This window comes from Bordetella sp. 2513F2 (assembly GCF_054642735.1).
The window spans coordinates 4,092,567-4,116,313 of record NZ_CM137755.1; the positions used below are offsets into that span (position 1 = coordinate 4,092,567).

The window sequence follows — 23,747 nt, forward strand, 5'->3', positions numbered from 1 at the left end:
CCATGCCATCCGATCCCCGGCCCGACGCCGCCCCGCACCGCATCGCCGACCTGCAGGCCCTGCAGGCACTGTACGGCGAACCGGCCGGGGCCTCGCTGGTCAAGGAGGTCGACCACGTGCACCCGCACTACCGCGCCTTCATCGAGGCGGCCCCGTTCGCCGTGCTGGCGACCTGCGGGCCCGACGGCCTGGACGCCTCGCCGCGCGGCGACCCCGCCGGCTTCGTGGCAGTGCACGACGAACGCACCCTGCACATCCCCGACCGCCGGGGCAACAACAGGATCGACAGCCTGCGCAACATCCTGGCCGATCCCCGGGTGGCCCTGCTGTTCCTGATACCCGGCGTGGGCGAGACGCTGCGGGTGAACGGCCGCGCCGAGATCCGCACCGACCCCGGGCTTCTGGCCCGCTACGCCATGGACGGCAAGCCGCCGCGCACCGTGCTGGTGGTGCGCGTGGAAACGGTGTTTTTCCAGTGCTCGCGCGCCATCGTGCGCTCGGGCCTGTGGGATCCGGCGCGCCAGGTGCCGCGCGAGGCCTTGCCCAGCACCGGCCGCATGCTGTCGGACCTGAGCGCCGGCACGCTGGATGGCGCCGCCTACGACCGGGACCTGCCCGCGCGGGTCAAGGCCACGCTGTATTGATTGCCGACTGCGGCATCCCGCCCCGGCGGGCGCCGGCAGACGCCGCTCAGTCTGCGGCGGGCGGCTGCCAGCCCCGCACGAAGACGTCGGCGGGCTGGCGCTTGCCGCCGGCCTTCTGCAGTTCCAGCAGGCGCAGCACCCCCTGGCCCGTCGCCACGTCCACCCCCTGGGCGGCAGCCCGCAGCACCGTGCCGGGCTCGCCCCCCCGCTCGTCGGGCAGGGCCTGGGCGCGCCACACCTTGACCGGATCGGGCAGCCCCGGCAGACGCACGGTGGCGCCCGGCACCGGATTGAAGGCATGCACGCGACGCGCCAGGGCTTCCGCAGGCTGCGCGAGGTCGAGCGCGGCCTCGGCCTTGTCGAGCTTGGCGGCATAGGTCACGCCGGCGGCGGGCTGCGGCCGCGCCGCCAGTTCGCCGGCCGCCAGGCGGGCCAGCGCCTCGACGATGGCCTCGCCGCCCGCCTGCGCCAGGATGTCGTGCAGTTCGGCGGCGGTCTGCCCGGGTGCGATGGGCACGGCGCGTTCCAGCAGCATGGGGCCGGTGTCCAGCCCCTCGTCCATCTGCATGATGGTGATGCCGGTGCGCGCGTCGCCCGCCTCGATGGCGCGCTGTATCGGTGCGGCGCCGCGCCAGCGCGGCAGCAGGCTGGCATGGATGTTGAGGCAGCCCAGGCGCGGCAGCTGCAGCGTCCAGGCAGGCAGGATGAGCCCGTAGGCAGCCACCACCATGGCCTCGGGCGCGGCCTGCAGCAATTGCTCGCGGGCCTGCGCGGCGTCTTCGGGATAGCGGCCGTCCAGGCGCAGGCTGCGCGGCTGGGCCACCGCGATGCCGGCGGCCTGCGCCGCCTGCTTCACCGGGCTGGGGGTGAGCTTCAGGCCGCGTCCGGCCGGGCGGTCGGGCTGGGTGAGCACGAGCGGGACGTCATGGCCCGCGGCCAGGATGGCGTCCAGGGCGACGCGGGCGAATTCGGGAGTTCCGGCAAAGACGAGGCGCATGGATGGCGGCGGGTACGGACGGGCGGATCGGGTCTGGAGAGGCCCAAGGATACCGCGTACCGCCGGGACGCCGCCCGGGCTCAGGCCTTCAGCGCCTCGCGCTCGGCCTTCTTGAGCTTGGTCTTGATGCGGTTCTGCTTGAGGCTGGACAGGTATTCGACGAATACCTTGCCGTCGAGGTGGTCGATCTCGTGCTGCACGCACACGGCCAGCAGGCCGTCGGCCTCGAACTCGTAGGGCCGGCCCTGCTCGTCGAGCGCCTTGCAGCGGATGCGCTCGGCGCGCTGGACTTCATCGTAGATGCCCGGCACCGAGAGGCACCCTTCCTCGTAGGTTTGCAGGGTTTCGCTCTTCCAGGTGATCTCGGGGTTGATCAGCACGCGCAGTTCGTTGCCGCCCTCGGAGACGTCGATGACGATGACGCGCTCGTGCACGTCGACCTGGGTGGCGGCCAGGCCCACGCCGGGGGCTTCGTACATGGTGTCGGCCATGTCGCGCACCAGCTTGCGGATGCGGTCATCCACCACCTCGACCGGCTTGGCCTTCTTGTGGAGGCGGGGATCGGGATAACGGAGGATGGGAAGCAAAGCCATGAAAAACCACGTGCCTAATCAGAGTGGGTAGACATGATAATGCATTAGAGTGTTGATTTCTAATAGTTTTCCGCTAACCGGCGTATAGGCCGCGTGGCGTTTCGGTCCGTGCCTCGGGCCTGCCGCGCGGGCCGGCATGCGACACTACGGCCCTTCCCGATACCCGCTTCCATGCCGCTCACGCACACGTCCGCCGAACTGTCCGCCTGGCTGCGCCTGTCGCTCGAACCGGGCGTGGGCCCCGCCACGGCATACCTGCTGCTGTCGGCGCTCGGCCTGCCCGAGGAGATCTACGCGCAGCGCGCGAGCCAGCTGGAACGCCACATCCCCCAGGGGCTGGCGCGCCAGCTCGCCGCGCCGCCCGCGCCCGAGATCGCCGCGCAGATCGACCAGGCGCTGGAATGGGTGCAGGCCCCCGGCCGCCATATCCTCACCCTGGCCGATCCGGCCTACCCGCAGCAGCTCCTCACGATCGCCGATCCGCCCGTGCTGCTGTATGTGGTGGGCGAACCGGCCTGCCTGCAGCGCCCCGGCCTCGCGGTCGTGGGGGCGCGCAGCGCCACGCCCGGCGGCTGCGACAATGCGCGCGCCTTCGCCCGCCACCTGGCGGCCAGCGGCTGGAGCGTGATCAGCGGACTGGCGCAGGGCATAGACGCCGCCGCGCATGAGGGTGCAATGGAGGCCGGCCCCCAGGGCGGCGGCACGGTGGCAGTGATGGGCACTGGGGCCGACCGCGTGTATCCGGCTGCACACCGCGAACTGGCCCATCGCATCGCCGCCCAGGGCGCCCTGCTTACCGAGCTGCCGCTGGGCACGGGCGCCAGCCGCCACCACTTTCCCCGGCGCAATCGCCTGGTGGCGGGTCTTGCCCGCGGCGTGCTGGTGGTGGAAGCCGCCCGCCAGAGCGGTTCGCTGATCACCGCCAGGCTGGCGGGGGAAAGCGGCCGCGAGGTGTTCGCCATCCCGGGCTCCATCCACTCCCCGCTCTCGCGCGGTTGCCATGCGCTGATCCGCCAGGGCGCCAAGCTGGTCGAGACCGCCCAGGACATCACCGACGAGCTGGGCACGCCCGCCGGCACGCCGGCGACGGCGCCTGCGGCGGCGGCCCCGCTTCCCGCGCACCCGCTGCTGGACGCCATGGGCTACGACCCCGCCGACCTGGATACGCTGCAGGCGCGCACCGGCCTGCCCATCGCCACGCTGCAGGCCCAGCTGCTGGAACTGGAGCTGGACGGACGCCTGGTGCGGCTGGACGGCGGGCGTTTCCAGCGGCGCGCCTGAGTGCGCTCAGGTTTTACACGCGTTGGTACTACTATTGACTATTGCGGGATGGGCCCCGGCCCGCAGTCCATACATCACGACAGCACCAACAGGAAGAGACATGCCGCTGCCAACTCATGTGAAGATCGTGGAGGTCTCCCCTCGCGACGGTCTGCAGAACGAGAAGGAATTCATTTCCACCGACATCAAGGTGGAACTGGTGGACCGCCTCAGCGCGGCAGGCTTCCCGAATGTCGAGGCCGCCTCCTTCGTGTCGCCCAAGTGGGTGCCCCAGATGGCCGACGGCGCGGAAGTGATGGCGCGCATAACGCGCCGCGCCGGCACGATCTACTCGGTGCTCACGCCCAACATGAAGGGTTTCGAGGGCGCCGTGGCCGCCAGGGCCGACGAGATCGTGATCTTCGGCGCCGCCAGCGAGGCGTTCTCGCAGAAGAACATCAATTGCTCCATCGCCGAGTCCATCGCCCGCTTCGAACCCGTGGCGGCGGCCGCCAAGGCCGCCGGCATGCGGCTGCGCGGCAGCATCAGCTGCGCGCTGGGCTGCCCCTACCAGGGCGAGGTGCCGGTCGAGGCCGTCGTCGACGTGGCGCGCCGCTACCTGGCGCTGGGCTGCGACGAAATCGACGTGGCCGACACCATAGGCGTGGGCACGCCGGGCCGCGTGCGCGCGGTCATGGACGCCGTCACCGCCCAGGTGGACCCGGCACGCGTGTCGGGCCATTTCCACGACACCTACGGACAGGCGCTGGCCAACATCCTGGCGGCGCTCGAAACCGGCATCGCCATCTTCCATGCCTCGGCCTCCGGGCTGGGCGGCTGTCCCTATGCCAAGGGCGCCACCGGCAACGTGGCCACCGAGGACGTCCTCTACCTGCTGCGCGGCCTGGACATCGACACCGGCGTGGACTTCGACGCCGTGGTCGACACCGGACAATGGATCTCGGCCCATCTCGGCCGCAAGGGCGGCAGCCGCGCCGGCAATGCCGTGGCCGCCAAACGGGCCGCCTGACAGCACGTTACAGCCTCACCCGCAGCCTTCACGCATGAACGATACCTACGACAGTCCCGCCCCCGGCGATCAATCCGCGCTGCTCAAGGAGATCGGGCCCCTGCCGCTCTCCGGCCAGGCCTGGCCCGACTGGGTGCGCATCCTGGCCTGGGTGATCCTGGCCGTCATCGGGGTGCAGATCGTCAGCGCGGCCATCCGGGTGCCCGAAGACCAGGTCAGCCCCGCCCTGGCGCTCATCGTGGTGCTGTGCTTTCTCGGCCTGGCGCTGGTGTCGTGGCACATGCAGACCTCCATCACCACCATCGACGATCGCGGCATGCGCCAGACCTGGATCACGCGGCGCGAAGTGGCCTGGCAGGACATCCATTTCGCCAAGTTCGTGCCGCTGCTGTTTTCCAAGCGCCTGGTGGTGTTTCCCAAGCGCGGCCGCCCCATGGTGTTCCAGGGCGGCACGCGCGAGCTGCAGGTGGCGTTCGCGAAGATCTCGCTGCTGTACCGGCGCCAGCGCTAGGCTGCCGGCGCCGCAACGAAGCTCCAGCCGAAGCCCTAACGTATCGGCAGCGCGTACATCAGGCCGCCGTCCTTCCACTGGCGGTTGAGCCCGCGGGGAATCTTCAGGGGGCTGTCCTGCCCCACGTTGCGGGAAAAGCTCTCGCCGTAGTTGCCTACCTGCTTGATGATGTTGTAGGCCCACTTGTCGTCCAGCCCCATGTTCTTGCCCGCCCCGGGCGTCACGCCCAGGATGCGGCGCACATTGGGGTTGGTGCTCTTGAGCTGCGCATCCACATTGGCCGAGGTGATGCCGTATTCCTCGGCCTCGATCATGGCCGACAGCGACCAGCGCACGATGTTGAGCCAGGCGTCGTCGCCCTGGCGCACGAAGGGCCCCAGCGGCTCCTTGGAGATGATCTCGGGCAGCACGATGTAGTCGTCGGGCTTGGCCAGCTTGGAGACGCGGATGGATGCCAGGCCCGACGCGTCCGTGCTGAACACGTCGCAGCGGCCGGCGGCGAAGGCGTTGACCACCTCGTCGAAGGTCTCGATGACCACCGGCTTGTATTTCACGTCGTTGGCCCGGGCCCAGTCGGCCAGGGTGTTTTCGTTGGACGTGCCGGTCTGCAGGCAGATGGTGGCGCCATCGAGCTGGCGCGCGCTCTTCACGCCCAGCGCGCGCGGCACCAGGAAACCCTGGCCGTCGTAGAAGTTGATGCCGGCGTGGATGATGCCCAGCGCGGTGTCGCGCTGCTGGGTCACGGTGGTGTTGCGCGTGAGCACGTCGACCTCGCCGGACTGCAGCGCGGTGAAGCGCTGCTGGGAATTCAGCGGCACCGCCTTGAACCTGGTGGCATCGCCGAACACGGCCGCCGCCACGGCGCGGCAGAGATCGATGTCGAGCCCATGCCACTGGCCCTGGGCGTCGGGCGCGGAAAATCCGGCGAATCCCGTGGTCGTGCCGCACACCACCGCCCCGCGCTCGCGCACGACGTCGAGGGTGGCAGCCTGGGCGGTCGCGGCGCCGGCCAGGATGGCGGCGCCTGCCAACAGCTTGATCAGTTTCATCTTGTACCTCCCGGGGTCGGCCGCTCAGGCGGCCAGCGAAATGGAAACCGGCGCGTTGGCCTGGCAGGCATCCAGCGCCTTGCCCAGGCGCTGGATGCCCAGGGCGATCTGCGCTTCGTTCATGGTGGCAAAGGACATGCGCATCGCGTGCAGGTCGGCGCGCGCCGGATCGGCATAGAAGGCCTTGCCCGGCACGTACACGACCTCGTGCTCGATGGCGTAGGGCAACAGGCGCGTGGCGTCGATCTCGCCCGTGAGGCGCGCCCAGAAGAACATGCCGCCCTCGGGCTTGGCGAAGGTGATGCGGCCGGCCAGGTCGCGCGCCAGCGCCTCGGCCATGGCGTCGCAGCGGCTGCCGTAGGCCGACCGGATGCGCGGCACGTGCACGTGATAGCTGCCATTGGCCAGGTACTGCGCCACCACTTCCTGGATCCAGGCCGAACAGGCCATGTCGTCGGCCGCCTTGGCGCCGACGCAGCGGCGGCGCACTTCGGCGGGGGCCACGAGCCAGCCGATGCGCAGGGCCGGCGCCATGGTCTTGGACATGCTGGAGATGTAGACGGCCCAGTTGCGCGCCTCGCCCTCGGCGAGGGCCGCAATGGGCGGAACGGCCTCGCCGGCGAAGCGCAGCTCGCCGTAGGGGTCGTCCTCGACGATGAGGAAGCGGTGCCGGACCGCGAGTTCGAGCAGCTTGAGGCGCCGTTCGCGGCTGATCGTGGCGCCGCAGGGATTGGAAAAGGACGCCACCACGCAGACCATCTTGGGCCGCACGCGGGCAGCCAGCTCGTCCAGGGCCTCGATGTCTATGCCCTGCGGCCCGGACGCCACGGTGTGGACGGTGGCGCCGGTATAGCGCAGCGCCTGCACGGAATTGGGAAAGGCCGGACTCTCGATGATGGCGTGGTCGCCCGGCTGCAGCATCACGCGGCTCAGCAGCGCCAGCGCCTGCTGCGACCCGCCCGTGACGGCCAGCTCGGTGTCCGGATCGCAGACCAGGCCGCGCTCGGCGCTGAGCCGGCCCAGCTCGTGGCGCAGGCTGGCCTGGCCGTCGATGTTGGAATACTGCAGGCAGGCTCCCAGCCTGGCCAGCACCTGCGTGGCGGCGGCCTGCAGGCCCTCCACGTCGAACAGTTCCTGGGCCGGATAGCCGCCGGCCAGCGAGATGGTGCCCGGCCGCATGGCGTATGGCATCAGGGACCGGATGGGCGAGGCGGGCGGCTGCTGGAAAGGTACCGCGAAAGCGTAGTTCGGCGCGGGGGCGGACATGGGGGCGAGGGCAGGAGAAGGGAGGAAACGGCGCGGCGTACGCGCGGCCGGCGTGGACGCACGGTCGCGCGTCCGGACGAGCCTTGCAAAACATGGGGGAAATCCGTCCCGGATTCTAAGCCGGGCGCCGCGCCAGGGTCAACGCGGGCGCGTTCAACGACACCGGCCGTTGCGCTAGCATGGATGCTTCGACGCACCTCCGATCCGTACCGCATGACCCACCCGAACGGCTCCCCAGTTTCCTCGTCCATGGCCGGCCGGCTGGCGGACATCCGCCGCCGCATGGCCCAGGCCTGCGCCCGTGCCGGCCGCGACCCGGCCGACGTGGCCCTGCTGCCCGTGAGCAAGACCTTCGAGCCGGACATCATCCGGGCAGCGGCCGCACTGGGCCTGCGGCGCTTCGGCGAGAACAAGACGCAGGAAATCCGGCGCAAGGCCGAGCCGCTGGCCGACCTGGGCCTGCAATGGGTGATGATCGGCCACCTGCAGACCAACAAGGCCAAGGACGCCGCGCGCGACGCCGCCGAGGTGCAGTCGCTCGACCGGCTGGAACTGGCGCAGGCCCTGCAGCGCCGGCTCGAGCCGCTGGACCGCACGCTGGACGTGCTGGTGCAGGTGAAGACGTCGCCCGAGCCCGGCAAGGCCGGGCTGCCGCCCGCGGAGCTGGACGGCTTCCTGCGTGCCGTGGCACGCGAATGCCCGTCGCTGCGGGTGCAGGGGCTGATGACCATGGCCGTCAACAGCGACGACGAGTCGGCGGTGCGCGCCTGCTTCGCGCAGCTGCGCCAGCTGCGCGACCGCATGCGCGAAGAGGCGATCGCCGGCGTGACGCTGGACCGGCTGTCGATGGGCATGAGCGGCGACTATGAACTCGCCATCGAGGAAGGCGCCACCGAAGTGCGCATCGGCAGCGCCCTGTTCGGCGCGCGCGACTACGGCGCTGCCGGCGCGCCGGCCTGAGCGCCCGCGGTCCGTGCCGCAGCCGGCACAGGCTGCCGGCTGCCGGTTCAGTGCTTCATGCCGGGCATGGATTCGTGCCCGCCGTGGCCGGCATGGCCGTCGTCGCCGCGGTACGACAGCGGCCGCACCTTGAACTGCACCTGCACTTCGCCGGCGCGCTCGAACTGCAGCGTGGCGGGCACCGTGGCGCCTTCCTTGAACGGCGCCTTGAGCTTCATGAACATGATGTGATAGCCGCCCGGCTCGAGGTCCACCTCGCCGTCGGCCGGCACCGGCAGGCCCTGCTCGAGGGCGCGCATGCGCGCCACGCCGCCTTCGGTCGCCACCTCGTGCAGCTCCACGCGCTCGGCGGCCTCCGACCGCACCGCCACCAGGCGGTCGGGCGTGTCGGCATCGTTGTCGATTTCCATGTAGCCGGCGCCATGGGGCTGGCCCGGCGCGGTGGCCCGCACCCACAGGTCGTCGATCTCGATCTGCCCCACCTTGAACTCGGCAGCGTGAACCGAGGCAGCCGCCAGACCGGCCAGAAGGGCGAACGCCAGCTTGCGTGTGCGCATGAGAATCTCCTTGTGATGAAAACGGGGCGGGCAGCTAGGATCTGCCGGCGCCGCCCTGGCGTGGACGCACCAGGCAGCGCGCGGCGGCCAGCACGGCCTCGGTGAGCGCATCCATGGCCTGCGAGTGTACCCGCCAGTGCTGCCAGTACAAGGGCACGTCCTCCCAGGCGCGCGGACGCAGCGGCACCAGTTCGCCCGCCTCGATGTGGTCGCGCACCAGCATCAGCGGATTCATGGTCCAGCCCAGCCCGCCCAGCGTGGCCTGCACGAAGGCGCGGGTGGAAGGCACCCACCATACCGGCGGATGCCAGGCCAGGCGGCCCATGATGCGGCGCGCAAAGCGCGCCTGCAGGGCGTCCTTGCGGTTGAACACCAGCACCGGGGCCTCGGCCAGGCTGCGCGGACCCACGCCGTCGGCGAAATGGCGGGCATGGAACTCGGGCGTGCACGTGGCCACGTACCGCATGCTGCCCAGCGGATGGATGCGGCAGCCCTGCACGGGTTCGGCCAGGGCGGTCACCGCGCCCAGCACCGTGCCGTCGCGCAGCAGCGCTGCGGTGTGGTCCTGGTCTTCGGACTGCAGGTCCAGGGTGGCGCGCGACTGCGCCGCGAAGCGCACCGCCGCGTCGACGAACCAGGTTTCCAGGCTGTCGTGGTTCACCGCCACGGGGATGCCGGCACGGGGCATGTCGTCGTCGTCCATGCCGAGCCGACCGAGCGCGTCGAGCTCCAGCAGCGCCGTCTGTTCGGCCAGGCTCACCAGCACCTGGCCGTCGGCAGTGGCGCGCGCCGGCACGGTGCGCTGCACCAGCAGCCGGCCAACCCGGTCTTCGAGAGCCTTGATGCGCTGCGACACCGCCGACGGCGTGACGTGCAGCGTGGCCGCGGCCCGCTCGAAACTGCCTTCACGCACCACGGCCGCAAGCGCCCGCAACTGGGCATGGTCGAGCTTCATGATTAGTCCTACTTAATTTCGTTAAGGAAAATTAGCTGTATTTCACACGCTGCGCAAGCCAGAATGGCGTCCTGGCGGGCCTTTCCCCGGCCCGCGCGGTTTCTCCTCGCGGTTTTTCCTATACGCTGGCCATGTACTCCTCTTCCTTCCTCGCCGCCTGGTTCAGCGGCACCGCCACCGGCCTGGGGCTGTTCGCCGTGGTGGGCGCACAGAGCGCCTACATACTGCGCCAGGGCCTGATGCGCGCCCACCTGCTCAGCATCCTGGCCGTATGCGCGGCCATCGACGCCTGCATGATCTTCGGCAGCGTGTGGAGCCTGCAGGCCCTCACCGCCTGGTTCCCGGGACTCACGCAGGCCGTGCTGTGGTTCGGCGTGCTGTTCCTGGCCTGGTACGCCGTGCAGTCGGCGCGGCGCGCGCTGCGCCCGGGCACCGGGCTGGCGGCAGCGCGCGCCGCCGTGCCATCGCGCAGCGCCGCCCTGCTGGGCGCGGTGGGCTTCACGCTGCTGAATCCGCACTTCTGGCTGGACATCATGGTGCTGGGCTCGCTTGCCCATGGCTTCGGCGAGGCGCGCGCCGCCTTCGCCATCGGTGCCGTCACGGCGAGCGTCGTCTGGCTGGCGGTGCTGGGAGTGGGGTCGCGCCTGTTCGCGCCGCTGTTTGCCGATCCGCGCGCATGGCGCGTGCTCGACGGCGTGATCGCGCTGGTGATGGCCTCGCTGGCGATCAAGCTCGCCGCCGGCGGCCTGTCGCCGTGATGGGCCGTCAGGCTGCCGTCCGGGCGCCGTCCGCCGGCGCCATGCCGGGCACGCCCACCCGGATTGCGCGCGAGAACTCGCCGAGGTCGGTGCAGGCACGGGCGCGGTCGGTATAGCGGCCGCCGCGGCGATAGGCCTCGACATCGTCGGCGCCGTTCAGCACGCCCAGGTCGTACAGATATCCGGGCAGGTGGCCCGAAAGCAGGATGCGGTAGTCCAGCGGCAATCCCGGCACGATGCGATCCACCATCTGGTACACGATGGTGGTGCAGTTCGCCGTGACGGTGTTGTAGAAACGCGGCCGCTCGACCAGCCGGTTGGCCGAGCGCACATAGGCCAGGAAGATCGAGGCCGCCGTCTCGCGCGGCACGTGCACACGGTAGAGATAGCCCTCTTCGCCACGGAAGTTGGTGCGCACGCGCAGGCTGTCGGTTTCGGTGGCCGCGATCACGCTCAGCTCGTACATCCTGAAGAAGGCGCCGATCTCGGAGAATTTGTCGCCCCGCTTGCGGCGGATCTCCACCGAGAACACCACCTGCTGCCCGTCCTCGAAGCCGAACGACACCATGACGTGCGCGATGCCGGGGCGCCCCCATTGCGAGAGCACCATGTCCAGCGAGGCCAGGCGCGCCAGGTCGTAGACCCGCGTCTCCCAGGCCGGCACGAACTCGGTGCGCGACAGCCAGTGGAAATTGCGCACATTGTGCAGCGTGACCACCTGGCCCTGGATCTCGCCATGCGTCTGGCGGCTGACCTCGGGAATCCAGTCGCGCTGGCTGGACGGCCGGATGCGCGACCACCACGCCAGCAGCAGCGCGGCGGCCAGCGCGAAGGCCGCGGGCACGGGCCAGTATTCCGCGGACAGGGCTGCCAGCGTGGCGGCGGCCAGCGCCAGCCAGCCGCAGACCAGGGCGATCCTGGCCGCCGGCCGGGACGCCAGCTGGAACCACAGCGCTGCAGCGCCCCAGGCGCCGAACACCAATGTGGCCGCCATCAGGCCGCAGAGCATCAGCATGCGGCACCCGCCCGCCGCTTCAACTGCCTTCCTGCTGCCGGGCCGCGACAGCAGCCCGATCCTGGCTGCGCCAGCCCTTGCGCAGCGCGGCGATCTGCCGCACGGCCGCCTGCGACATCTTCCACCAGCCGAAGGGCCGTGGATCGGCCAGCATGCTCATGGCGCGTGCGTAGTCGAGCGTGAGGCCCGGCGTCCAGGCCATGGTGGTGGCGCGCTTGCGGATCTGCGCGGCCACCCACAGTTCCGGCGTGAAAAGCAGCCGCAGCAGCACCCGGCTGCTGTTGCCCGCCATGCGCCCCACCACGCCGTCCAGGGCGGCATCCAGCGCGGCCGACACGCTGCTGGAGCAATTGCGATGCGTGAGGTTGTAGGTGGTGTCCTGCCGGTACTGTTGCCAGAATGCCTGCAGCTTGCGCGCGTCGTAGTTGCGGATGCGCACCTGCACGGTGGACGGGCACCAGGCCTTGGACTCGGTGGCATAGTCGGGCTGGAACACGCCGGGCATGTCGTTGTCGGCCGTGGCCCGCAGCATCGAACCGAACTCCGTGGGGGAATGGTCGATTTCCTCGCCGGGGTAGAGGCTCACGTACACGCCCTCCGGCGACTCCAGCGCGGCATGCCCCGTGGAGACCACACCGTTTACGTCCACCGCGGCGATGTAGCGGTCCACCACCGGATAATTGCGCGTCTCGGCCTTGGCCGAACCCGTCGGCGTCCAGATGTGCACCGTGAGCGCCTTCTCGGAGGGCTCCGGCGGGCCGTCCCATACGCGCAGGCCGTTCTGCTGCGGCGCCTCCGTCGGCATGAAGCCGGGATGTTCCGCGGCGGCGAACGCCGGATTGGCGGACAGGCGGCGCGCGCGTCCGGCCAGCGACAGCAGCTTGAGGCCGGCCATGAACAGGAAGAGGCCCAGGCAGTACGGCAGCGTTCCCACATAGTTCGTGGGATAGGGCTGGAAGAAGAAAATGGCCACCAGGATCTCGACGACGCCGGCGGCGAACACGTAGCGCCAGCGCCTGTAGCGCACGACGTAGCTGGCGATGCACTGGATGAGCCCGTCGAGCAGGAAGAGCAGGCCGAAGATCATCGACAGCACGAAGTGCCCGTGATGATGGCCGGCCAGGATCAGCATGCCGGCCAGCAGCACGAAACCGCCCTTCGCGTAGCGCAGCACGCGCTGCCCGCCCACCCCGCTGGTGGCGATGACCAGCGTGGCCAGGCCCTCCAGGATGAAGAGGATGGCGAACAGCTCCATGGGGAAGAACCGCGCGCCGTCCAGGGCGTCGACGAAGACCGTGATGCCGGCAGCCAGGAACACGATGCCGGCGATGACCAGCGCGCGGCTGCGCCGGCGCAGGTACTCGACTCCCAGCAGCAGCAATATCAGTTGTGTCATGCTCCGCTCCCGTTCTGCTTGTGATGCCGGCCGTGATGCGCCAGCCGGCAAGCAGCGGCGGAGTCCGGCCGCAGGCCCCGCGCCTTCAGTGCTTCTTCTTGTTCAGCCGCTCGGCCTCTTCGCGGTCCATGGAATGCTGTATCTCTTCCTCGTTGAGCCTCTGCTGCTGCAGCATGCACTCGTCGTAGGTGGGCGTGCCGCGGGCGATACCGAGGTTGTCGCACTCATGCTGGTAGTTCTCGCGCTCCATGTCGTCCAGCGCCTGGCAGCCCGCCATCATGACGGGCAGCAGCACCGTGCCGCAGAAGCGCGCGCCGCCGCGCAAGATCCAGCGCAATGTCATTATGCGTCCCCTGAAAATGGCCCAGCGCCGATGATATGCCAGCGACCCTATCACATTGCGCCCCGCTCCGCGATATTGCAGCAGGAACCTGACAGGGACGTCTTTTTTTGATAGGCTCGCCTGGCTGAGAGCCCATCGCTCGCCATGCCCAGCGTTCATTCCTGCCATGACGGATCTGCTCAAGGACGTACCCAGCGCATGGGGCCCCAAATTGCACACGGATGCCGGCGCAGTCTCCCTGACGCGCACCGGACCCAACCATATCGTCTTGCGGCCGCCCGCACACCTCGTGCTGCTGCTGTTCACGCCGCAGCCCGACCGGCTGCTCAGGCTCAACAGCGCCCGCCAGACCGTGGGATTCGCCCCGGCGGGCTCGCTGGAGATCATCCCGGCCGATTCGGACTTCATGGCACGCTGGAAAGTGGCGAAGGAGAATCTCCTGGTGGCGCTGGACCCGGCCAGCCTGGCCGAGCTGGCCGGCACCGAGTTCCAGCGCACCGATTTCGAAATCCATGTGCCGCGGCTGGGCACTGTCGATGAGCAGGCCCGCGTGCTGGCCGGCCTGCTGAAAGCCGAGCTGCAGCAGGCCGCCGCGGCCAACCCGCTGTGCATCGATGCCTTGCTGACGCTGTTCGGTACCCACCTGCTGCGTCGTCATTCCTCGCTGGGCAGGCCGGCGCACCCGCGTGCCGTGGGCGGCCTGTCGGCACGCAATTGGCGCAGGGTGCGCGACTACATCGATGCGCATCTGGGGAACAGGCTGACGGTGGCGCAGCTGGCCGCGCAGGCCGGCCTCTCGCCCAGCCATTTCCTGCGCGCATTCCGCCAGACAGCCGGCCTGCCCCCGCATCAATATGTGCTGTCGCTGCGGCTGGCAAAGGCGCGGCAGCTGGTGCTCGACGCGCGCCAGCCCCTGGACGGCATTGCGCGGGCCTGTGGATTCTCGAGCCACAGCCACCTGACTGCGGCCATGCGCCGGGCCTGGGGCGTCACCCCGTCGGCATTGCGCAGCCGCCGCGGCCACCCGCCTCAGGCGGCGGCCGCGTCCTGGCTGTCGGCGCCGTAGGCTTTCAGGCCTTCCAGATCGCGCACCCGCACCGCGCCGTATTCCACCGTGAGCAGCCCCGCCTCCTCGAGCTTGCGCAGGGCCTGGTTGGCGCGCTGGCGCGACACGCGCGCCAGGTAGCCGACCTCCTCCTGGGTGATGGCCAGCCGCATGCCCATGCCGGGATACAGCAGCGGATTGAAGAGCTCGGCCAGGCAGCGCGCCACCCTGGCATCGGGATCGAGCAGGCGGTCGTATTCGGCCTTGCCGATGAACTGGGCGACCCGCTCGTTGAGCTGGTGCAGCAGGTAGCGGTTGAACGGAATGCTGGTATCGAGCAGCCATTCGAAGGTGGCCGCCGGCAGCCGCGCGATCACCGAATCGCGCAGCGCCACCACGTCGTATTTGCGGGCCTCGTGCTTGAGCAGGGACCCCTCGCCGATCCAGCCGCCGGCCGGCACGCCAGTGAGCGAAGCGACCTTGCCGTCCGCGTTGCCCACCGACACCCGCACCAGGCCCGCCAGCACCCCGATCCAGGCCTGGGCCTGATCCCCTTTCCGCTCTATGATCGAACCCGCCTGGACCTGCTGCACCGCCACGTCGCGTTCCACGCGCGCACGCTGCGCCTCGTCGAGAACGCGGAACCACGCGGCGGCCAAGTGCAGGGAGTCGGCAAGCTGCATCGGGAATACCCTAAATGATTCTTGAATGTCGCGATGGCGACAGTCGGTTGCAATCCAAGCTTATACCTTATGTCCTGCGTCAGGGCCCGTGCGCCGCAACCATGCGTACCGGCAGGCCCTGAACCCGAGAACACAAACCGGTCGAGCACCGGCTGCCCGCTCCGCGGGCGCCGTGCCGAACCGGACAGGAGACAACGTGGCACACCAACGGCCTGCGCCCTCGACGGCGCCGGCAGTCGCGCAGACCTTTCCTGCGCTGCTGCTCGAACATGCCCGCGTGCGCGGCGCACGACCCGCCATCCGGGAGAAGGATCTCGGCATCTGGCAAACCTACACCTGGCACGACGTGGAACGCCACGTGAGGCTGGCGGCGCACGGGCTGGCCGCGCTGGGGATACGCCCGGGCATGCACGTGGCGGTGATAGGCGAGAACCGGCCGCGCCTGTACATGGCCATGATGGCGACCCAGACCCTGGGCGCCATCCCGGTGCCGCTCTACCAGGATGCCGTGGCCCAGGAAATGGTCTATGTGCTGCAGGATGCCGAGATCAGCGTGGCCGTGGCCGAAGACCAGGAACAGGTCGACAAGATGCTGGAGGTGCGCGGGCAATGCCCGGCCCTGCGCCACGTGGTCTACGACGACCCGCGCGGGCTGCGCCACTACGACGATCCCATGCTGTGCGCCTACGAACGGCTGGAAGCCATGGGCGAGGCCCGCCAGCGCGAGCAGCCGCAGTTCTTCGACGACTCGGTGGCGGCCGTGCAGCCGCATGATCCGGCGGCGATGTTCTATACCTCCGGCACCACCGGCAAGCCCAAGGGCGTGGTGCTCACCCACCACGCGCTGATCGACCGGGCGCGGGCAGTGGCGGAAATGGAGGGCCTGACCGACCGCGAGGATGTGCTGGCCTACCTGCCGCCGGCCTGGATAGGCCAGAACATGTTTTCCTATACGCAGCTGCTGGTGTCGGGCTTCACCGTGAACCACCCCGAATCGCCGGACACCGTCTCGATCGACATGCGCGACATCGGCCCCACCTATTACTTCGCGCCGCCGCGCGTGCTCGAGGGGCTGCTGACCCACGTCACCATACGCATGGAAGACGCGGGCTACCTGAAGCGCCGGCTGTATGCCGCCGCCATGTCGCTGGCGCGCCGCGTCGGCACCGCCATCCTCGACGGCAGGCCGGTGAGCGCCTGGGACCGCCTGCGCTACCGGCTCGGCGACCTGGCCGTCTACGGTCCGCTGCGCAACGCGCTGGGCATGAGCCGGGTGCGCGTGGCCTACACCGCCGGCGAAGCCATAGGCCCGGACCTGTTCGTGTTCTACCGCTCCATCGGCATCAATCTCAAGCAGCTGTACGGGTCCACCGAAACCTCGGTGTTCGTGTGCGTGCAGCCCGATGGCCAGGTGCGCGACGACACCGTCGGCCCGCCCGTCTCCGGCGTGGAGATACGCGTTGCCGACAACGGCGAGATACTGGTCAAGAGCCCCGGGCTCTTCAAGGAGTACTACCGCAATCCCGACGCCACCCGCGAGGCGCGCGATGCCGAGGGCTGGTTCCACACCGGCGACGCGGGCTACCTCGACACCGACGGCCAGCTCAAGATCATCGACCGCGCCAAGGACGTGGGCAAGCTGGCCAACGGCGACCTGTTCGCGCCGAAATACATCGAGAACAAGCTCAAGTTCTTTCCCTATATCAAGGAAGCCGTGGCCTTCGGCGCCGGCCGCACCGAAGTCTGCGCCTTCGTCAACATCGACCTCGAAGCCGTGGGCAACTGGGCCGAGCGGCGCGGCCTGCCCTATGCGGGCTATACCGACCTGGCCGGCAAGCCGGAGGTCTACGACCTGATCCGCGAATGCGTGGAATCGGCCAACGCCGACCTTGCCGCCGATCCGCGGCTGGCCAGTTCGCAGGTTGCGCGCTTCCTGATCCTGCACAAGGAGCTCGATCCCGACGACGACGAGCTCACCCGCACGCGCAAGGTGCGGCGCGCGTTCATCGCCCAGAAGTACGGCGTGCTGGTCGACGCGCTCTATGCCGGCAAGGACACGCAATACATAGAGACCGAAGTCAAGTACGAAGACGGGCGCACCGGCAGCATCGCGGCCGACCTGCGCATCTGCACGGCGCGCACCCACGGCGCCACGCTCGCCAAGGCGGCATGACATGACCAGTACCCGGGAACAACGCATCGGCGACGTGCTGCTCGACATGCAGAACATCTCGCTGGCATTCGGCGGCGTGAAGGCCTTGACCGACATCTCGTTCAATGTGCGCGAGCACGAGATCCGCGCCATCATCGGGCCCAACGGCGCAGGCAAGAGTTCGATGCTGAACGTGATCAACGGCGTCTACACGCCGCAGAACGGCGCAATCCTGCTGCGCGGAAAACGCTTCTCCCGCATGAACCCGCGGCGCGCCGCCGAGATGGGCATCGCGCGCACGTTCCAGAACCTGGCCCTGTTCAAGGGCATGAGCGTGCTCGACAACATCATGACCGGCCGCAACCTCCGCATGAAATGCGGCCTGCTTGCCCAGGCGCTGCACTGGGGCCCGGCCGAGCGCGAGGAGATCGCCCATCGCGAGTTCGTCGAGCAGATCATCGACTTCCTGGAGATCCAGGCCTACCGCAAGGTGCCGGTGGGGCGCCTGCCATACGGCCTGCAGAAGCGCGTGGACCTGGGCCGGGCGCTGGCCATGGAGCCGCGCCTGCTGCTGCTGGACGAACCCATGGCCGGCATGAACATCGAGGAAAAGCAGGACATGAGCCGCTTCATCCTTGATGTGAACGACGAGTTCGGCACCACCATCGTGCTCATCGAGCACGACATGGGCGTGGTCATGGACATCTCCGATCGCGTCGTGGTGCTGGACTACGGCAAGAAGATCGGCGACGGCACGCCCGAGGAGGTGCGTTCGAATCCGGAAGTGATCCGCGCCTACCTGGGCGCGGGCGCCGACGCCGCGGCTCACTGAACAAGGGGACACGCATGGCCTTTTTCCTGGAAACCCTGTTCGGCGGCCTGATGAGCGGCATGCTGTATGCCCTGATCGGGCTGGGCTTCGTGCTGATCTTCAAGGCTTCCGGCGTATTCAATTTCGCGCAGGGCGCCATGGTGCTGGTGGCGGCCCTGTCCATGGCGCGCTTCTCCGAATGGATCCCGCGCTGGCTGGGCTTCGACAACATGCTGCTGGCCAACGTGCTGGCCTTCATCGTCAGCGCGCTGCTGATGTTCCTGCTGGCCGTGGCGGTCGAGCGCTACGTGCTGCGCCACCTGGTCAACCAGGAAGCCACCACGCTGCTGATGGCCACCCTGGGCATCAGCTACTTCCTCGACGGCGCGGGCCAGATCGCCTTCGGCAGCTCGGTGTACTCCATCGACGTGGGCATGCCCAAGGATCCCGCGCTGGTGCTCGACGGCGTGTTCGAAGGCGGGGTGCTGCTCAACCTGGAAGACCTTACCGCCGCGGTGGTGGCGGCCCTGCTGGTGGCGGCCCTGGCGCTGTTCTTCCAGTACACCGCCACCGGCCGCGCGCTGCGGGCCGTGGCCGACGACCACCAGGCGGCCCAGTCCATCGGCATTCCGCTGAACCGCATCTGGATCGTGGTCTGGAGCGTGGCCGGCCTGGTGGCCCTGGTGGCCGGCATCGTGTGGGGCTCGAAATACGGCGTGCAGTTCACGCTGTCGACCGCGGCGCTGCGCGCACTGCCCGTGGTGATCCTCGGCGGACTCACGTCGGTTCCGGGCGCCATCCTGGGGGGCCTGATCATCGGCGTGGGCGAGAAGCTGTCGGAGGTCTACCTGGGGCCGCTGGTGGGCGGCGGCATAGAGATCTGGTTCGCCTATGTGCTGGCGCTGGGGTTCCTGCTGTTCCGCCCGCAGGGGCTGTTCGGCGAGAAGATCATAGACCGCGTCTGAGGAGCACCCATGTTCTATCGCGAAAACGGCCAGTTCAAGACCAGCTACCGCGCCGACCAGCAGATCTTCCCGATCCGCCAGGACCGCATCGTCATGCTGGGCCTGCTGGCAGCGGCCTTCGTGCTCGTGCCGCTCATGGCCAGCGACTACCTGCTGCGCGCCATCCTGATCCCGTTCCTCATCCTGTCGCTGGCCGCAGTGGGGCTGAACATCCTGGTGGGCTACTGCGGCCAGATCTCCCTGGGAACCGGCGCCTTCATGGCGGTGGGCGCCTATGCGGCCTGGAACCTGGGCGTGCGCCTGCCCGGCATGCCGCTGGTGCTGCAGATCCTGCTGGGCGGCGGCTTCGCCACGCTGGTGGGCATCGTGTTCGGCATCCCCAGCCTGCGCATCCGCGGCCTGTACCTGGCGGTGGCCACGCTGGCGGCGCAGTTCTTCGTCGACTGGGCCTTCCTGCGCATTCCCTACTTCACCAACTATTCGTCGTCGGGCAACGTGTCGGTGCCTCCGCTCTACGCCTTCGGGCTGCCGGTGCAGAGCTCGGTGCAGAAGTACCTGTTCGTGCTGGCCTTCGTGGCGGTGTTCGCGCTGCTGGCCAAGAACCTCGTGCGCGGCGCCATCGGCCGCCAGTGGATGGCCATCCGCGACATGGACGTGGCCGCTGCCGTGATCGGCATCCGGCCCATGTACGCCAAGCTGTCGGCCTTCGCCGTGAGCTCCTTCATCGTGGGCGTGGCCGGGGCGCTGTGGGGCTATATCCACCTGGGCTCGTGGGAACCGCTGGCCTTCGACCTGGGCCGCTCGTTCCAGCTGCTCTTCATGGTGATCATCGGCGGCCTCGGCTCGATCGCCGGCAGCTTCTTCGGCGCGGCCTTCATAGTGCTGGTGCCCGTGGCGCTCACCAACGTGCCGCACATGCTGGGCCTGTCGCTCTCGGTCGACACCGCGGCCCACATCGAGCACATGGTGTTCGGCGCCCTGATCGTGTTCTTCCTCATCGCGGAGCCGCACGGCCTGGCCCGGCTGTGGAGCATAGGCAAGGAAAAACTCCGGATCTGGCCGTTCCCGCACTGAAACCCACGGCGCCGGCCGCCGTGGCGGCCCGGCGCCCGCCCACCCGGCGCAGACCGGGCAACCCCGGTGCATGACGCACCAAGCAGGAGGTAAATGGAGATGACTCGCTACAACCTGAAGTTCGCCGCGGCCATGCTGACCTTCACCGGCGCCCTGGGCGCGCTCGCCACGCCTGCGGCGGCGGCCGAGGAGCAGTTCGTGCCGCTGCTGGTGTACCGCACCGGCTCGTTCGCCCCCCTGGGCATCCCCTGGGCCGACGGCAAGCTCGACTATCTCAAGCTGGTCAACGCGCGCGACGGCGGCGTCAACGGCGTGAAGATCACCTACGAGGAATGCGAAACCGCCTACGCCACCGACCGCGGCGTGGAATGCTACGAGCGCCTCAAGCGCCGCGGCGTCGGCGCCGCCGGCTTCGACACGCAGTCCACCGGCATCACCTTCGCCGTGAGCGACAAGGCCATCGTCGACAAGATCCCGGTGGAAACCGTGGGCTACGGGCTGTCGCAGTCGGTGGACGGCTCGGTCTTCGAATGGAACTTCCCGCTGCTGGGCACCTACTGGACCGCCGCCGACGTGATGATCCAGGACATCGCCAAGAAGGAAGGCGGCCTGGACAAGCTCAAGGGCAAGAAGATCGCGCTGGTCTACCACGACTCGCCCTATGGCAAGGAGCCCATCCCGCTGCTGCAGAAGCGCGCCGAGCAGGCGGGCTTCCAGCTGCTGCTCTACCCCGTGACAGCGCCCGGGGTGGAACAGAAATCCACCTGGCTGCAGGTGCGGCGCGAGCGGCCAGCCTATGTGCTGCTGTGGAGCGCCGGCATCATGACGCCCACGGCCATCCGCGAAGCCCAGGCCAGCGGCTACCCGCGCGACAAGATGTACGCCATCTGGTGGGCAGGATCCGAAGGCGACGTCCGCGACCTCGGCGCCGTGGCCAAGGGATACAACACCGTCACCATCCACAACAGCGCCGCCCGGGGCAAGGTATACGAAGACCTCAAGAAGTACGTCTACGACAAGGGCCAGGGCAGCGACGCCTCGGCCGGCGCCACGCTGGACACCATCGCCCATACCCGCGGCATGATGATCTCGATGCTGCAGGTCGAGGCCATCCGCACCGCGCAGGAGAAGTTCGGCAAGGGCAAGGCCATGACGCCGGAACAGGTGCGCTGGGGCTTCGAGAACCTGAACCTCACGCAGGAGCGCCTGGCAGCGCTCGGCTTCGGCGAGATCATGCGGCCGGTGCGCACCAGCTGCAACAACCACATGGGCGACGACTGGGCCCGCATCGCCCAGTGGGACGGCAGCAAGTTCGTGGTGGTCTCCGACTGGTACCAGGCCGACAAGTCGCTGCTCGACCCGCTGGTGAAGGACGCCGCTGCCAAGTACGCCAAGGAGAAGAACATCACGCCGCGCAAGTGCGAGTGATGCCGACCCGCCGCCGGCACGTGCCGGCGGCACTTCCCCAAGGAGCCGCGATGACTGCCGCCCATCCCCCCGCCGCCGACGCGGCCACGCCCGCCCCCAAGGTGCTGCTCGACGTGAACGGCATCGAGGTGATCTACAACCACGTGATCCTGGTGCTCAAGGGCGTTTCGCTGCAGGTGCCCGAGGGCCGCATCGTGGCGCTGCTGGGCGCCAACGGCGCCGGCAAGACCACCACCCTGCGCGCGGTATCGAACCTGCTGCGCGGCGAGCGCGGCGACGTCACCAAGGGCCATATCCGCTATCGCGACGAACGCATCGAACGGCTCTCGCCGGCCGAACTGGTGCGGCGCGGGGTGGTGCAGGTGATGGAAGGCCGCCATTGCTTCGCCCACCTCACGGTGGAGGAGAACCTGCTCACCGGCGCCTACACCCGCAGGCTGTCGCGGGGCGAGACCAGCGCGGCGCTGGACAAGGTGTACCAGTACTTTCCCCGGCTCAAGCAGCGGCGCACCAGCCAGTCGGGCTACACCTCCGGCGGCGAGCAGCAGATGACCGCCATCGGCCGGGCGCTGATGGCCAGCCCCAGCATGATCCTGCTCGACGAGCCCTCCATGGGCCTGGCGCCGCAGATCGTGGAAGAGATCTTCGAGATCGTGCGCGACCTGAACCAGCGCGAGGGGGTCAGCTTCCTGCTGGCCGAGCAGAACACCAACATCGCATTGCGCTATGCCGACTACGGCTACATCCTGGAGAACGGCCGCGTGATGATGGATGGCGAAGCCGCCGAACTGGCCAGCAACGAAGACGTGAAGGAGTTCTACCTGGGCATCGCCAGCGGCGAGCGCAAGAGCTTCCGCGACCAGAAGTTCTACCGGCGGCGCAAGCGCTGGCTGGCCTAGGGCCCGCCCGACGGATCCCACCATCCCATTCGATAGCAGAGATCATGGCTGATTATTTTGACGATCTGGAGGTCCGCCCGCCGGAAGTGCGCGAACAGGCCCTGATGGCCGCGCTGCCGCAGGCCCTTGCGCGCGCCATGGCCGCCGCGCCCGCGATTGCGCGGCAACTGCAGGGCGTCGACCCGCGCGCCGTCGCCAGCCGCCAGGCGCTGGCCGGCCTGCCCGTGCTGCGCAAGCACGAGCTGCTGGCGCAGCAGCAGGCCAGCCGCGACGGCGCCGGCGCGCCCGGCGCGGCCAAGGCCATGGGGGGCTTCTCCGCGGTAGGCTGGGGCCAGGCGCTGCGCGTCTACGCTTCTCCCGGCCCGATCTACGAACCCGAGGGCGCCCGGCGCGACTACTGGCGCTTCGCGCGGGCGCTGTATGCCGCCGGCTTCCGGCCAGGCGAACTGGCCTACAACTGCTTCTCCTACCACTTCACGCCCGCCGGCTCCATGATGGAGACGGCCGCGCACGCCGTGGGATGCACGGTGTTCCCGGGCGGCACGGGCCAGACCGAACAGCAGGTGCGCGCCATTGCCGACCTGGCCCCGGCCGGCTATACCGGCACCCCCAGCTTTCTCAAGATCATCCTGGAGAAGGCCGACGAACTCGGCATGCCGCTGCCCTCGCTGCGGCGCGCGCTGGTTTCCGGAGAAGCCTTCCCGCCCTCGCTGCGAGACTGGTTCGCCGCGCGCGGCATCGAAGGCTACCAGGCCTACGGCAGCGCCGACCTGGGCATGATCGCCTTCGAGACGCCGGCGCGCGAAGGGCTGGTGCTGGGCGAGGAGATCATCCTCGAGATCGTGCGGCCCGGCACCGGCGACCCGGTGCCCGACGGCGACGTGGGCGAGGTGGTGGTCACCACGCTGAACCCCGACTATCCGCTGGTGCGGTTCGGCACCGGCGACCTCTCCGCCATCCTGCCCGGCGCGTCTCCCTGCGGGCGTACCAACACCCGCATCCGCGGCTGGCTGGGCCGCGCGGATCAGACCACCAAGGTGCGCGGCATGTTCGTGCATCCCTCGCAGGTGGCCGAGGTGCTGGCCCGCCATCCCGGCCTGGGCCGCGCGCGGCTGGTGATCAGCGGCGCCGTGGGCGCCGACCGGATGGTGCTGCGGGTCGAGGCGGCACAGGGCACGCCCGAGCTCGCCGCCCGCCTGGCCGCCACGGTGCGCGACGTCACCAAGCTGCGGGCCGAAGTGGAATGGGCCGTCCCGCAATCGCTGCCCAACGACGGCAAGGTCATCGACGACCAGCGTTCCTACGACTGAATGCGGCAGACGTCCGGCGCCGGCGGCGATGTGGCGTCCACAGGGC

General features: G+C 69.2%; 24 protein-coding genes. 14 read left to right on the forward strand and 10 right to left on the reverse strand.

Annotated elements, in window-relative coordinates; all coding sequences use genetic code 11:
* Window positions 1-2: 2 nt before the first annotated feature.
* On the forward strand, window positions 3-644 hold the full coding sequence (locus ACYBYQ_RS19370; RefSeq protein ID WP_459616050.1) for a pyridoxamine 5'-phosphate oxidase family protein: 642 nt from the start codon (window positions 3-5) through the stop codon (window positions 642-644).
* A 46-nt stretch (window positions 645-690) separates the two neighbouring features.
* Here ACYBYQ_RS19370 and fmt read toward each other — a convergent pair whose 3' ends face one another.
* Window positions 691-1,641 carry a methionyl-tRNA formyltransferase gene (fmt, locus tag ACYBYQ_RS19375; RefSeq protein WP_459616051.1) on the reverse strand — a complete coding sequence of 317 codons (951 nt, stop codon included), beginning with the start codon at window positions 1,639-1,641 and terminating at the stop codon, window positions 691-693.
* Window positions 1,642-1,721: 80 nt separating this feature from the next.
* Complete coding sequence (def, locus tag ACYBYQ_RS19380) at window positions 1,722-2,234, reverse strand: peptide deformylase (protein ID WP_459616052.1); 513 nt, start codon at window positions 2,232-2,234, stop codon at window positions 1,722-1,724.
* A 171-nt stretch (window positions 2,235-2,405) separates the two neighbouring features.
* Between def and dprA the strand changes: the two genes are divergently transcribed.
* The 3 genes from dprA (at window position 2,406) to ACYBYQ_RS19395 (ending at window position 5,035) form a co-directional block, all read left to right on the forward strand.
* A complete protein-coding gene (gene dprA / locus ACYBYQ_RS19385) occupies window positions 2,406-3,515 on the forward strand; it encodes a DNA-processing protein DprA (protein WP_459616053.1) in 1,110 nt (369 codons plus the stop codon).
* 100 nt (window positions 3,516-3,615) lie between these two features.
* Window positions 3,616-4,524, forward strand: coding sequence for a hydroxymethylglutaryl-CoA lyase (locus ACYBYQ_RS19390; RefSeq protein ID WP_459616054.1), 909 nt, complete (start codon window positions 3,616-3,618; stop codon window positions 4,522-4,524).
* A gap of 34 nt (window positions 4,525-4,558) precedes the next feature.
* The gene (locus tag ACYBYQ_RS19395; protein WP_459616055.1) at window positions 4,559-5,035 is read left to right on the forward strand and encodes a hypothetical protein; all 477 of its coding nucleotides are present in this window, start codon (window positions 4,559-4,561) and stop codon (window positions 5,033-5,035) included.
* Between the two features lie 35 nt (window positions 5,036-5,070).
* On the opposite strand, the gene ACYBYQ_RS19400 is transcribed toward ACYBYQ_RS19395, so the two are convergent.
* Together ACYBYQ_RS19400 and ACYBYQ_RS19405 are read right to left on the reverse strand one after the other, a co-directional pair.
* Window positions 5,071-6,084: an amino acid ABC transporter substrate-binding protein gene (locus ACYBYQ_RS19400; RefSeq protein WP_459616056.1), complete on the reverse strand. Its 1,014-nt coding sequence runs from the start codon at window positions 6,082-6,084 to the stop codon at window positions 5,071-5,073.
* Window positions 6,085-6,108: 24 nt separating this feature from the next.
* Window positions 6,109-7,350 (reverse strand): aminotransferase-like domain-containing protein, encoded by a 1,242-nt coding sequence (locus ACYBYQ_RS19405; RefSeq protein ID WP_459616057.1) that lies wholly within the window; start codon window positions 7,348-7,350, stop codon window positions 6,109-6,111.
* Window positions 7,351-7,563: 213 nt separating this feature from the next.
* On the opposite strand from ACYBYQ_RS19405, the gene ACYBYQ_RS19410 reads away from it, so the two are divergent.
* The gene (locus ACYBYQ_RS19410; RefSeq protein WP_459616058.1) at window positions 7,564-8,310 is read left to right on the forward strand and encodes a YggS family pyridoxal phosphate-dependent enzyme; all 747 of its coding nucleotides are present in this window, start codon (window positions 7,564-7,566) and stop codon (window positions 8,308-8,310) included.
* A 47-nt stretch (window positions 8,311-8,357) separates the two neighbouring features.
* Here the strand turns inward: ACYBYQ_RS19410 and ACYBYQ_RS19415 are convergent, their stop codons facing one another.
* Both ACYBYQ_RS19415 and ACYBYQ_RS19420 read right to left on the reverse strand, forming a co-directional pair.
* Complete coding sequence (locus tag ACYBYQ_RS19415) at window positions 8,358-8,867, reverse strand: copper chaperone PCu(A)C (protein ID WP_459616059.1); 510 nt, start codon at window positions 8,865-8,867, stop codon at window positions 8,358-8,360.
* A 34-nt stretch (window positions 8,868-8,901) separates the two neighbouring features.
* Window positions 8,902-9,822 (reverse strand): LysR family transcriptional regulator ArgP, encoded by a 921-nt coding sequence (locus tag ACYBYQ_RS19420; protein WP_459616060.1) that lies wholly within the window; start codon window positions 9,820-9,822, stop codon window positions 8,902-8,904.
* A 131-nt stretch (window positions 9,823-9,953) separates the two neighbouring features.
* Between ACYBYQ_RS19420 and ACYBYQ_RS19425 the strand changes: the two genes are divergently transcribed.
* Window positions 9,954-10,580, forward strand: coding sequence for a LysE/ArgO family amino acid transporter (locus ACYBYQ_RS19425; protein WP_459616061.1), 627 nt, complete (start codon window positions 9,954-9,956; stop codon window positions 10,578-10,580).
* Window positions 10,581-10,587: 7 nt separating this feature from the next.
* On the opposite strand, the gene ACYBYQ_RS19430 is transcribed toward ACYBYQ_RS19425, so the two are convergent.
* From ACYBYQ_RS19430 to ACYBYQ_RS19440, 3 genes are all read right to left on the reverse strand, one after another.
* A complete protein-coding gene (locus tag ACYBYQ_RS19430; RefSeq protein WP_459618824.1) occupies window positions 10,588-11,589 on the reverse strand; it encodes an Lnb N-terminal periplasmic domain-containing protein in 1,002 nt (333 codons plus the stop codon).
* Window positions 11,590-11,614: 25 nt separating this feature from the next.
* On the reverse strand, window positions 11,615-12,991 hold the full coding sequence (locus ACYBYQ_RS19435; protein WP_459616062.1) for an HdeD family acid-resistance protein: 1,377 nt from the start codon (window positions 12,989-12,991) through the stop codon (window positions 11,615-11,617).
* A gap of 85 nt (window positions 12,992-13,076) precedes the next feature.
* On the reverse strand, window positions 13,077-13,334 hold the full coding sequence (locus ACYBYQ_RS19440) for a hypothetical protein (protein WP_459616063.1): 258 nt from the start codon (window positions 13,332-13,334) through the stop codon (window positions 13,077-13,079).
* Between the two features lie 166 nt (window positions 13,335-13,500).
* Here ACYBYQ_RS19440 and ACYBYQ_RS19445 point away from each other — a divergent pair, with 166 nt between their 5' ends.
* Window positions 13,501-14,400, forward strand: coding sequence for a helix-turn-helix domain-containing protein (locus ACYBYQ_RS19445; RefSeq protein ID WP_459616064.1), 900 nt, complete (start codon window positions 13,501-13,503; stop codon window positions 14,398-14,400).
* On the opposite strand, the gene ACYBYQ_RS19450 is transcribed toward ACYBYQ_RS19445, so the two are convergent.
* The gene (locus ACYBYQ_RS19450; RefSeq protein ID WP_459616065.1) at window positions 14,364-15,062 is read right to left on the reverse strand and encodes a Crp/Fnr family transcriptional regulator; all 699 of its coding nucleotides are present in this window, start codon (window positions 15,060-15,062) and stop codon (window positions 14,364-14,366) included. The genes ACYBYQ_RS19445 and ACYBYQ_RS19450 overlap by 37 nt on opposite strands.
* Window positions 15,063-15,258: 196 nt before the next feature.
* Here ACYBYQ_RS19450 and ACYBYQ_RS19455 point away from each other — a divergent pair, with 196 nt between their 5' ends.
* The 7 genes from ACYBYQ_RS19455 (at window position 15,259) to ACYBYQ_RS19485 (ending at window position 23,701) form a co-directional block, all read left to right on the forward strand.
* Window positions 15,259-17,235 (forward strand): AMP-dependent synthetase/ligase, encoded by a 1,977-nt coding sequence (locus ACYBYQ_RS19455; RefSeq protein WP_459616066.1) that lies wholly within the window; start codon window positions 15,259-15,261, stop codon window positions 17,233-17,235.
* Window position 17,236: 1 nt separating this feature from the next.
* A complete protein-coding gene (locus ACYBYQ_RS19460; RefSeq protein WP_459616067.1) occupies window positions 17,237-18,046 on the forward strand; it encodes an ABC transporter ATP-binding protein in 810 nt (269 codons plus the stop codon).
* A gap of 14 nt (window positions 18,047-18,060) precedes the next feature.
* Window positions 18,061-18,990: a branched-chain amino acid ABC transporter permease gene (locus tag ACYBYQ_RS19465; protein WP_459616068.1), complete on the forward strand. Its 930-nt coding sequence runs from the start codon at window positions 18,061-18,063 to the stop codon at window positions 18,988-18,990.
* Window positions 18,991-18,999: 9 nt separating this feature from the next.
* Window positions 19,000-20,064: a branched-chain amino acid ABC transporter permease gene (locus ACYBYQ_RS19470; RefSeq protein WP_459616069.1), complete on the forward strand. Its 1,065-nt coding sequence runs from the start codon at window positions 19,000-19,002 to the stop codon at window positions 20,062-20,064.
* Between the two features lie 93 nt (window positions 20,065-20,157).
* Entirely contained in the window at window positions 20,158-21,492 is a 1,335-nt protein-coding gene (locus tag ACYBYQ_RS19475) for an ABC transporter substrate-binding protein (RefSeq protein WP_459616070.1), read from the forward strand.
* Between the two features lie 50 nt (window positions 21,493-21,542).
* On the forward strand, window positions 21,543-22,391 hold the full coding sequence (locus tag ACYBYQ_RS19480; protein ID WP_459616071.1) for an ABC transporter ATP-binding protein: 849 nt from the start codon (window positions 21,543-21,545) through the stop codon (window positions 22,389-22,391).
* Between the two features lie 44 nt (window positions 22,392-22,435).
* Window positions 22,436-23,701 (forward strand): phenylacetate--CoA ligase family protein, encoded by a 1,266-nt coding sequence (locus ACYBYQ_RS19485; protein ID WP_459616072.1) that lies wholly within the window; start codon window positions 22,436-22,438, stop codon window positions 23,699-23,701.
* Window positions 23,702-23,747 lie beyond the last annotated feature (46 nt).

What these genes read in the sequence shown, in the direction of transcription:
- ACYBYQ_RS19370 (WP_459616050.1), top strand. Translation starts at nt 3, where the DNA reads ATGCCATCCGATCCCCGGCCCGACGCCGCCCCGCACCGCATCGCCGAC.
- fmt (WP_459616051.1), bottom strand. Translation starts at nt 1,641, where the DNA reads ATGCGCCTCGTCTTTGCCGGAACTCCCGAATTCGCCCGCGTCGCCCTG.
- def (WP_459616052.1), bottom strand. Translation starts at nt 2,234, where the DNA reads ATGGCTTTGCTTCCCATCCTCCGTTATCCCGATCCCCGCCTCCACAAG.
- dprA (WP_459616053.1), top strand. Translation starts at nt 2,406, where the DNA reads ATGCCGCTCACGCACACGTCCGCCGAACTGTCCGCCTGGCTGCGCCTG.
- ACYBYQ_RS19390 (WP_459616054.1), top strand. Translation starts at nt 3,616, where the DNA reads ATGCCGCTGCCAACTCATGTGAAGATCGTGGAGGTCTCCCCTCGCGAC.
- ACYBYQ_RS19395 (WP_459616055.1), top strand. Translation starts at nt 4,559, where the DNA reads ATGAACGATACCTACGACAGTCCCGCCCCCGGCGATCAATCCGCGCTG.
- ACYBYQ_RS19400 (WP_459616056.1), bottom strand. Translation starts at nt 6,084, where the DNA reads ATGAAACTGATCAAGCTGTTGGCAGGCGCCGCCATCCTGGCCGGCGCC.
- ACYBYQ_RS19405 (WP_459616057.1), bottom strand. Translation starts at nt 7,350, where the DNA reads ATGTCCGCCCCCGCGCCGAACTACGCTTTCGCGGTACCTTTCCAGCAG.
- ACYBYQ_RS19410 (WP_459616058.1), top strand. Translation starts at nt 7,564, where the DNA reads ATGACCCACCCGAACGGCTCCCCAGTTTCCTCGTCCATGGCCGGCCGG.
- ACYBYQ_RS19415 (WP_459616059.1), bottom strand. Translation starts at nt 8,867, where the DNA reads ATGCGCACACGCAAGCTGGCGTTCGCCCTTCTGGCCGGTCTGGCGGCT.
- ACYBYQ_RS19420 (WP_459616060.1), bottom strand. Translation starts at nt 9,822, where the DNA reads ATGAAGCTCGACCATGCCCAGTTGCGGGCGCTTGCGGCCGTGGTGCGT.
- ACYBYQ_RS19425 (WP_459616061.1), top strand. Translation starts at nt 9,954, where the DNA reads ATGTACTCCTCTTCCTTCCTCGCCGCCTGGTTCAGCGGCACCGCCACC.
- ACYBYQ_RS19430 (WP_459618824.1), bottom strand. Translation starts at nt 11,589, where the DNA reads ATGCTCTGCGGCCTGATGGCGGCCACATTGGTGTTCGGCGCCTGGGGC.
- ACYBYQ_RS19435 (WP_459616062.1), bottom strand. Translation starts at nt 12,991, where the DNA reads ATGACACAACTGATATTGCTGCTGCTGGGAGTCGAGTACCTGCGCCGG.
- ACYBYQ_RS19440 (WP_459616063.1), bottom strand. Translation starts at nt 13,334, where the DNA reads ATGACATTGCGCTGGATCTTGCGCGGCGGCGCGCGCTTCTGCGGCACG.
- ACYBYQ_RS19445 (WP_459616064.1), top strand. Translation starts at nt 13,501, where the DNA reads ATGACGGATCTGCTCAAGGACGTACCCAGCGCATGGGGCCCCAAATTG.
- ACYBYQ_RS19450 (WP_459616065.1), bottom strand. Translation starts at nt 15,062, where the DNA reads ATGCAGCTTGCCGACTCCCTGCACTTGGCCGCCGCGTGGTTCCGCGTT.
- ACYBYQ_RS19460 (WP_459616067.1), top strand. Translation starts at nt 17,237, where the DNA reads ATGACCAGTACCCGGGAACAACGCATCGGCGACGTGCTGCTCGACATG.
- ACYBYQ_RS19465 (WP_459616068.1), top strand. Translation starts at nt 18,061, where the DNA reads ATGGCCTTTTTCCTGGAAACCCTGTTCGGCGGCCTGATGAGCGGCATG.
- ACYBYQ_RS19470 (WP_459616069.1), top strand. Translation starts at nt 19,000, where the DNA reads ATGTTCTATCGCGAAAACGGCCAGTTCAAGACCAGCTACCGCGCCGAC.
- ACYBYQ_RS19475 (WP_459616070.1), top strand. Translation starts at nt 20,158, where the DNA reads ATGGAGATGACTCGCTACAACCTGAAGTTCGCCGCGGCCATGCTGACC.
- ACYBYQ_RS19480 (WP_459616071.1), top strand. Translation starts at nt 21,543, where the DNA reads ATGACTGCCGCCCATCCCCCCGCCGCCGACGCGGCCACGCCCGCCCCC.
- ACYBYQ_RS19485 (WP_459616072.1), top strand. Translation starts at nt 22,436, where the DNA reads ATGGCTGATTATTTTGACGATCTGGAGGTCCGCCCGCCGGAAGTGCGC.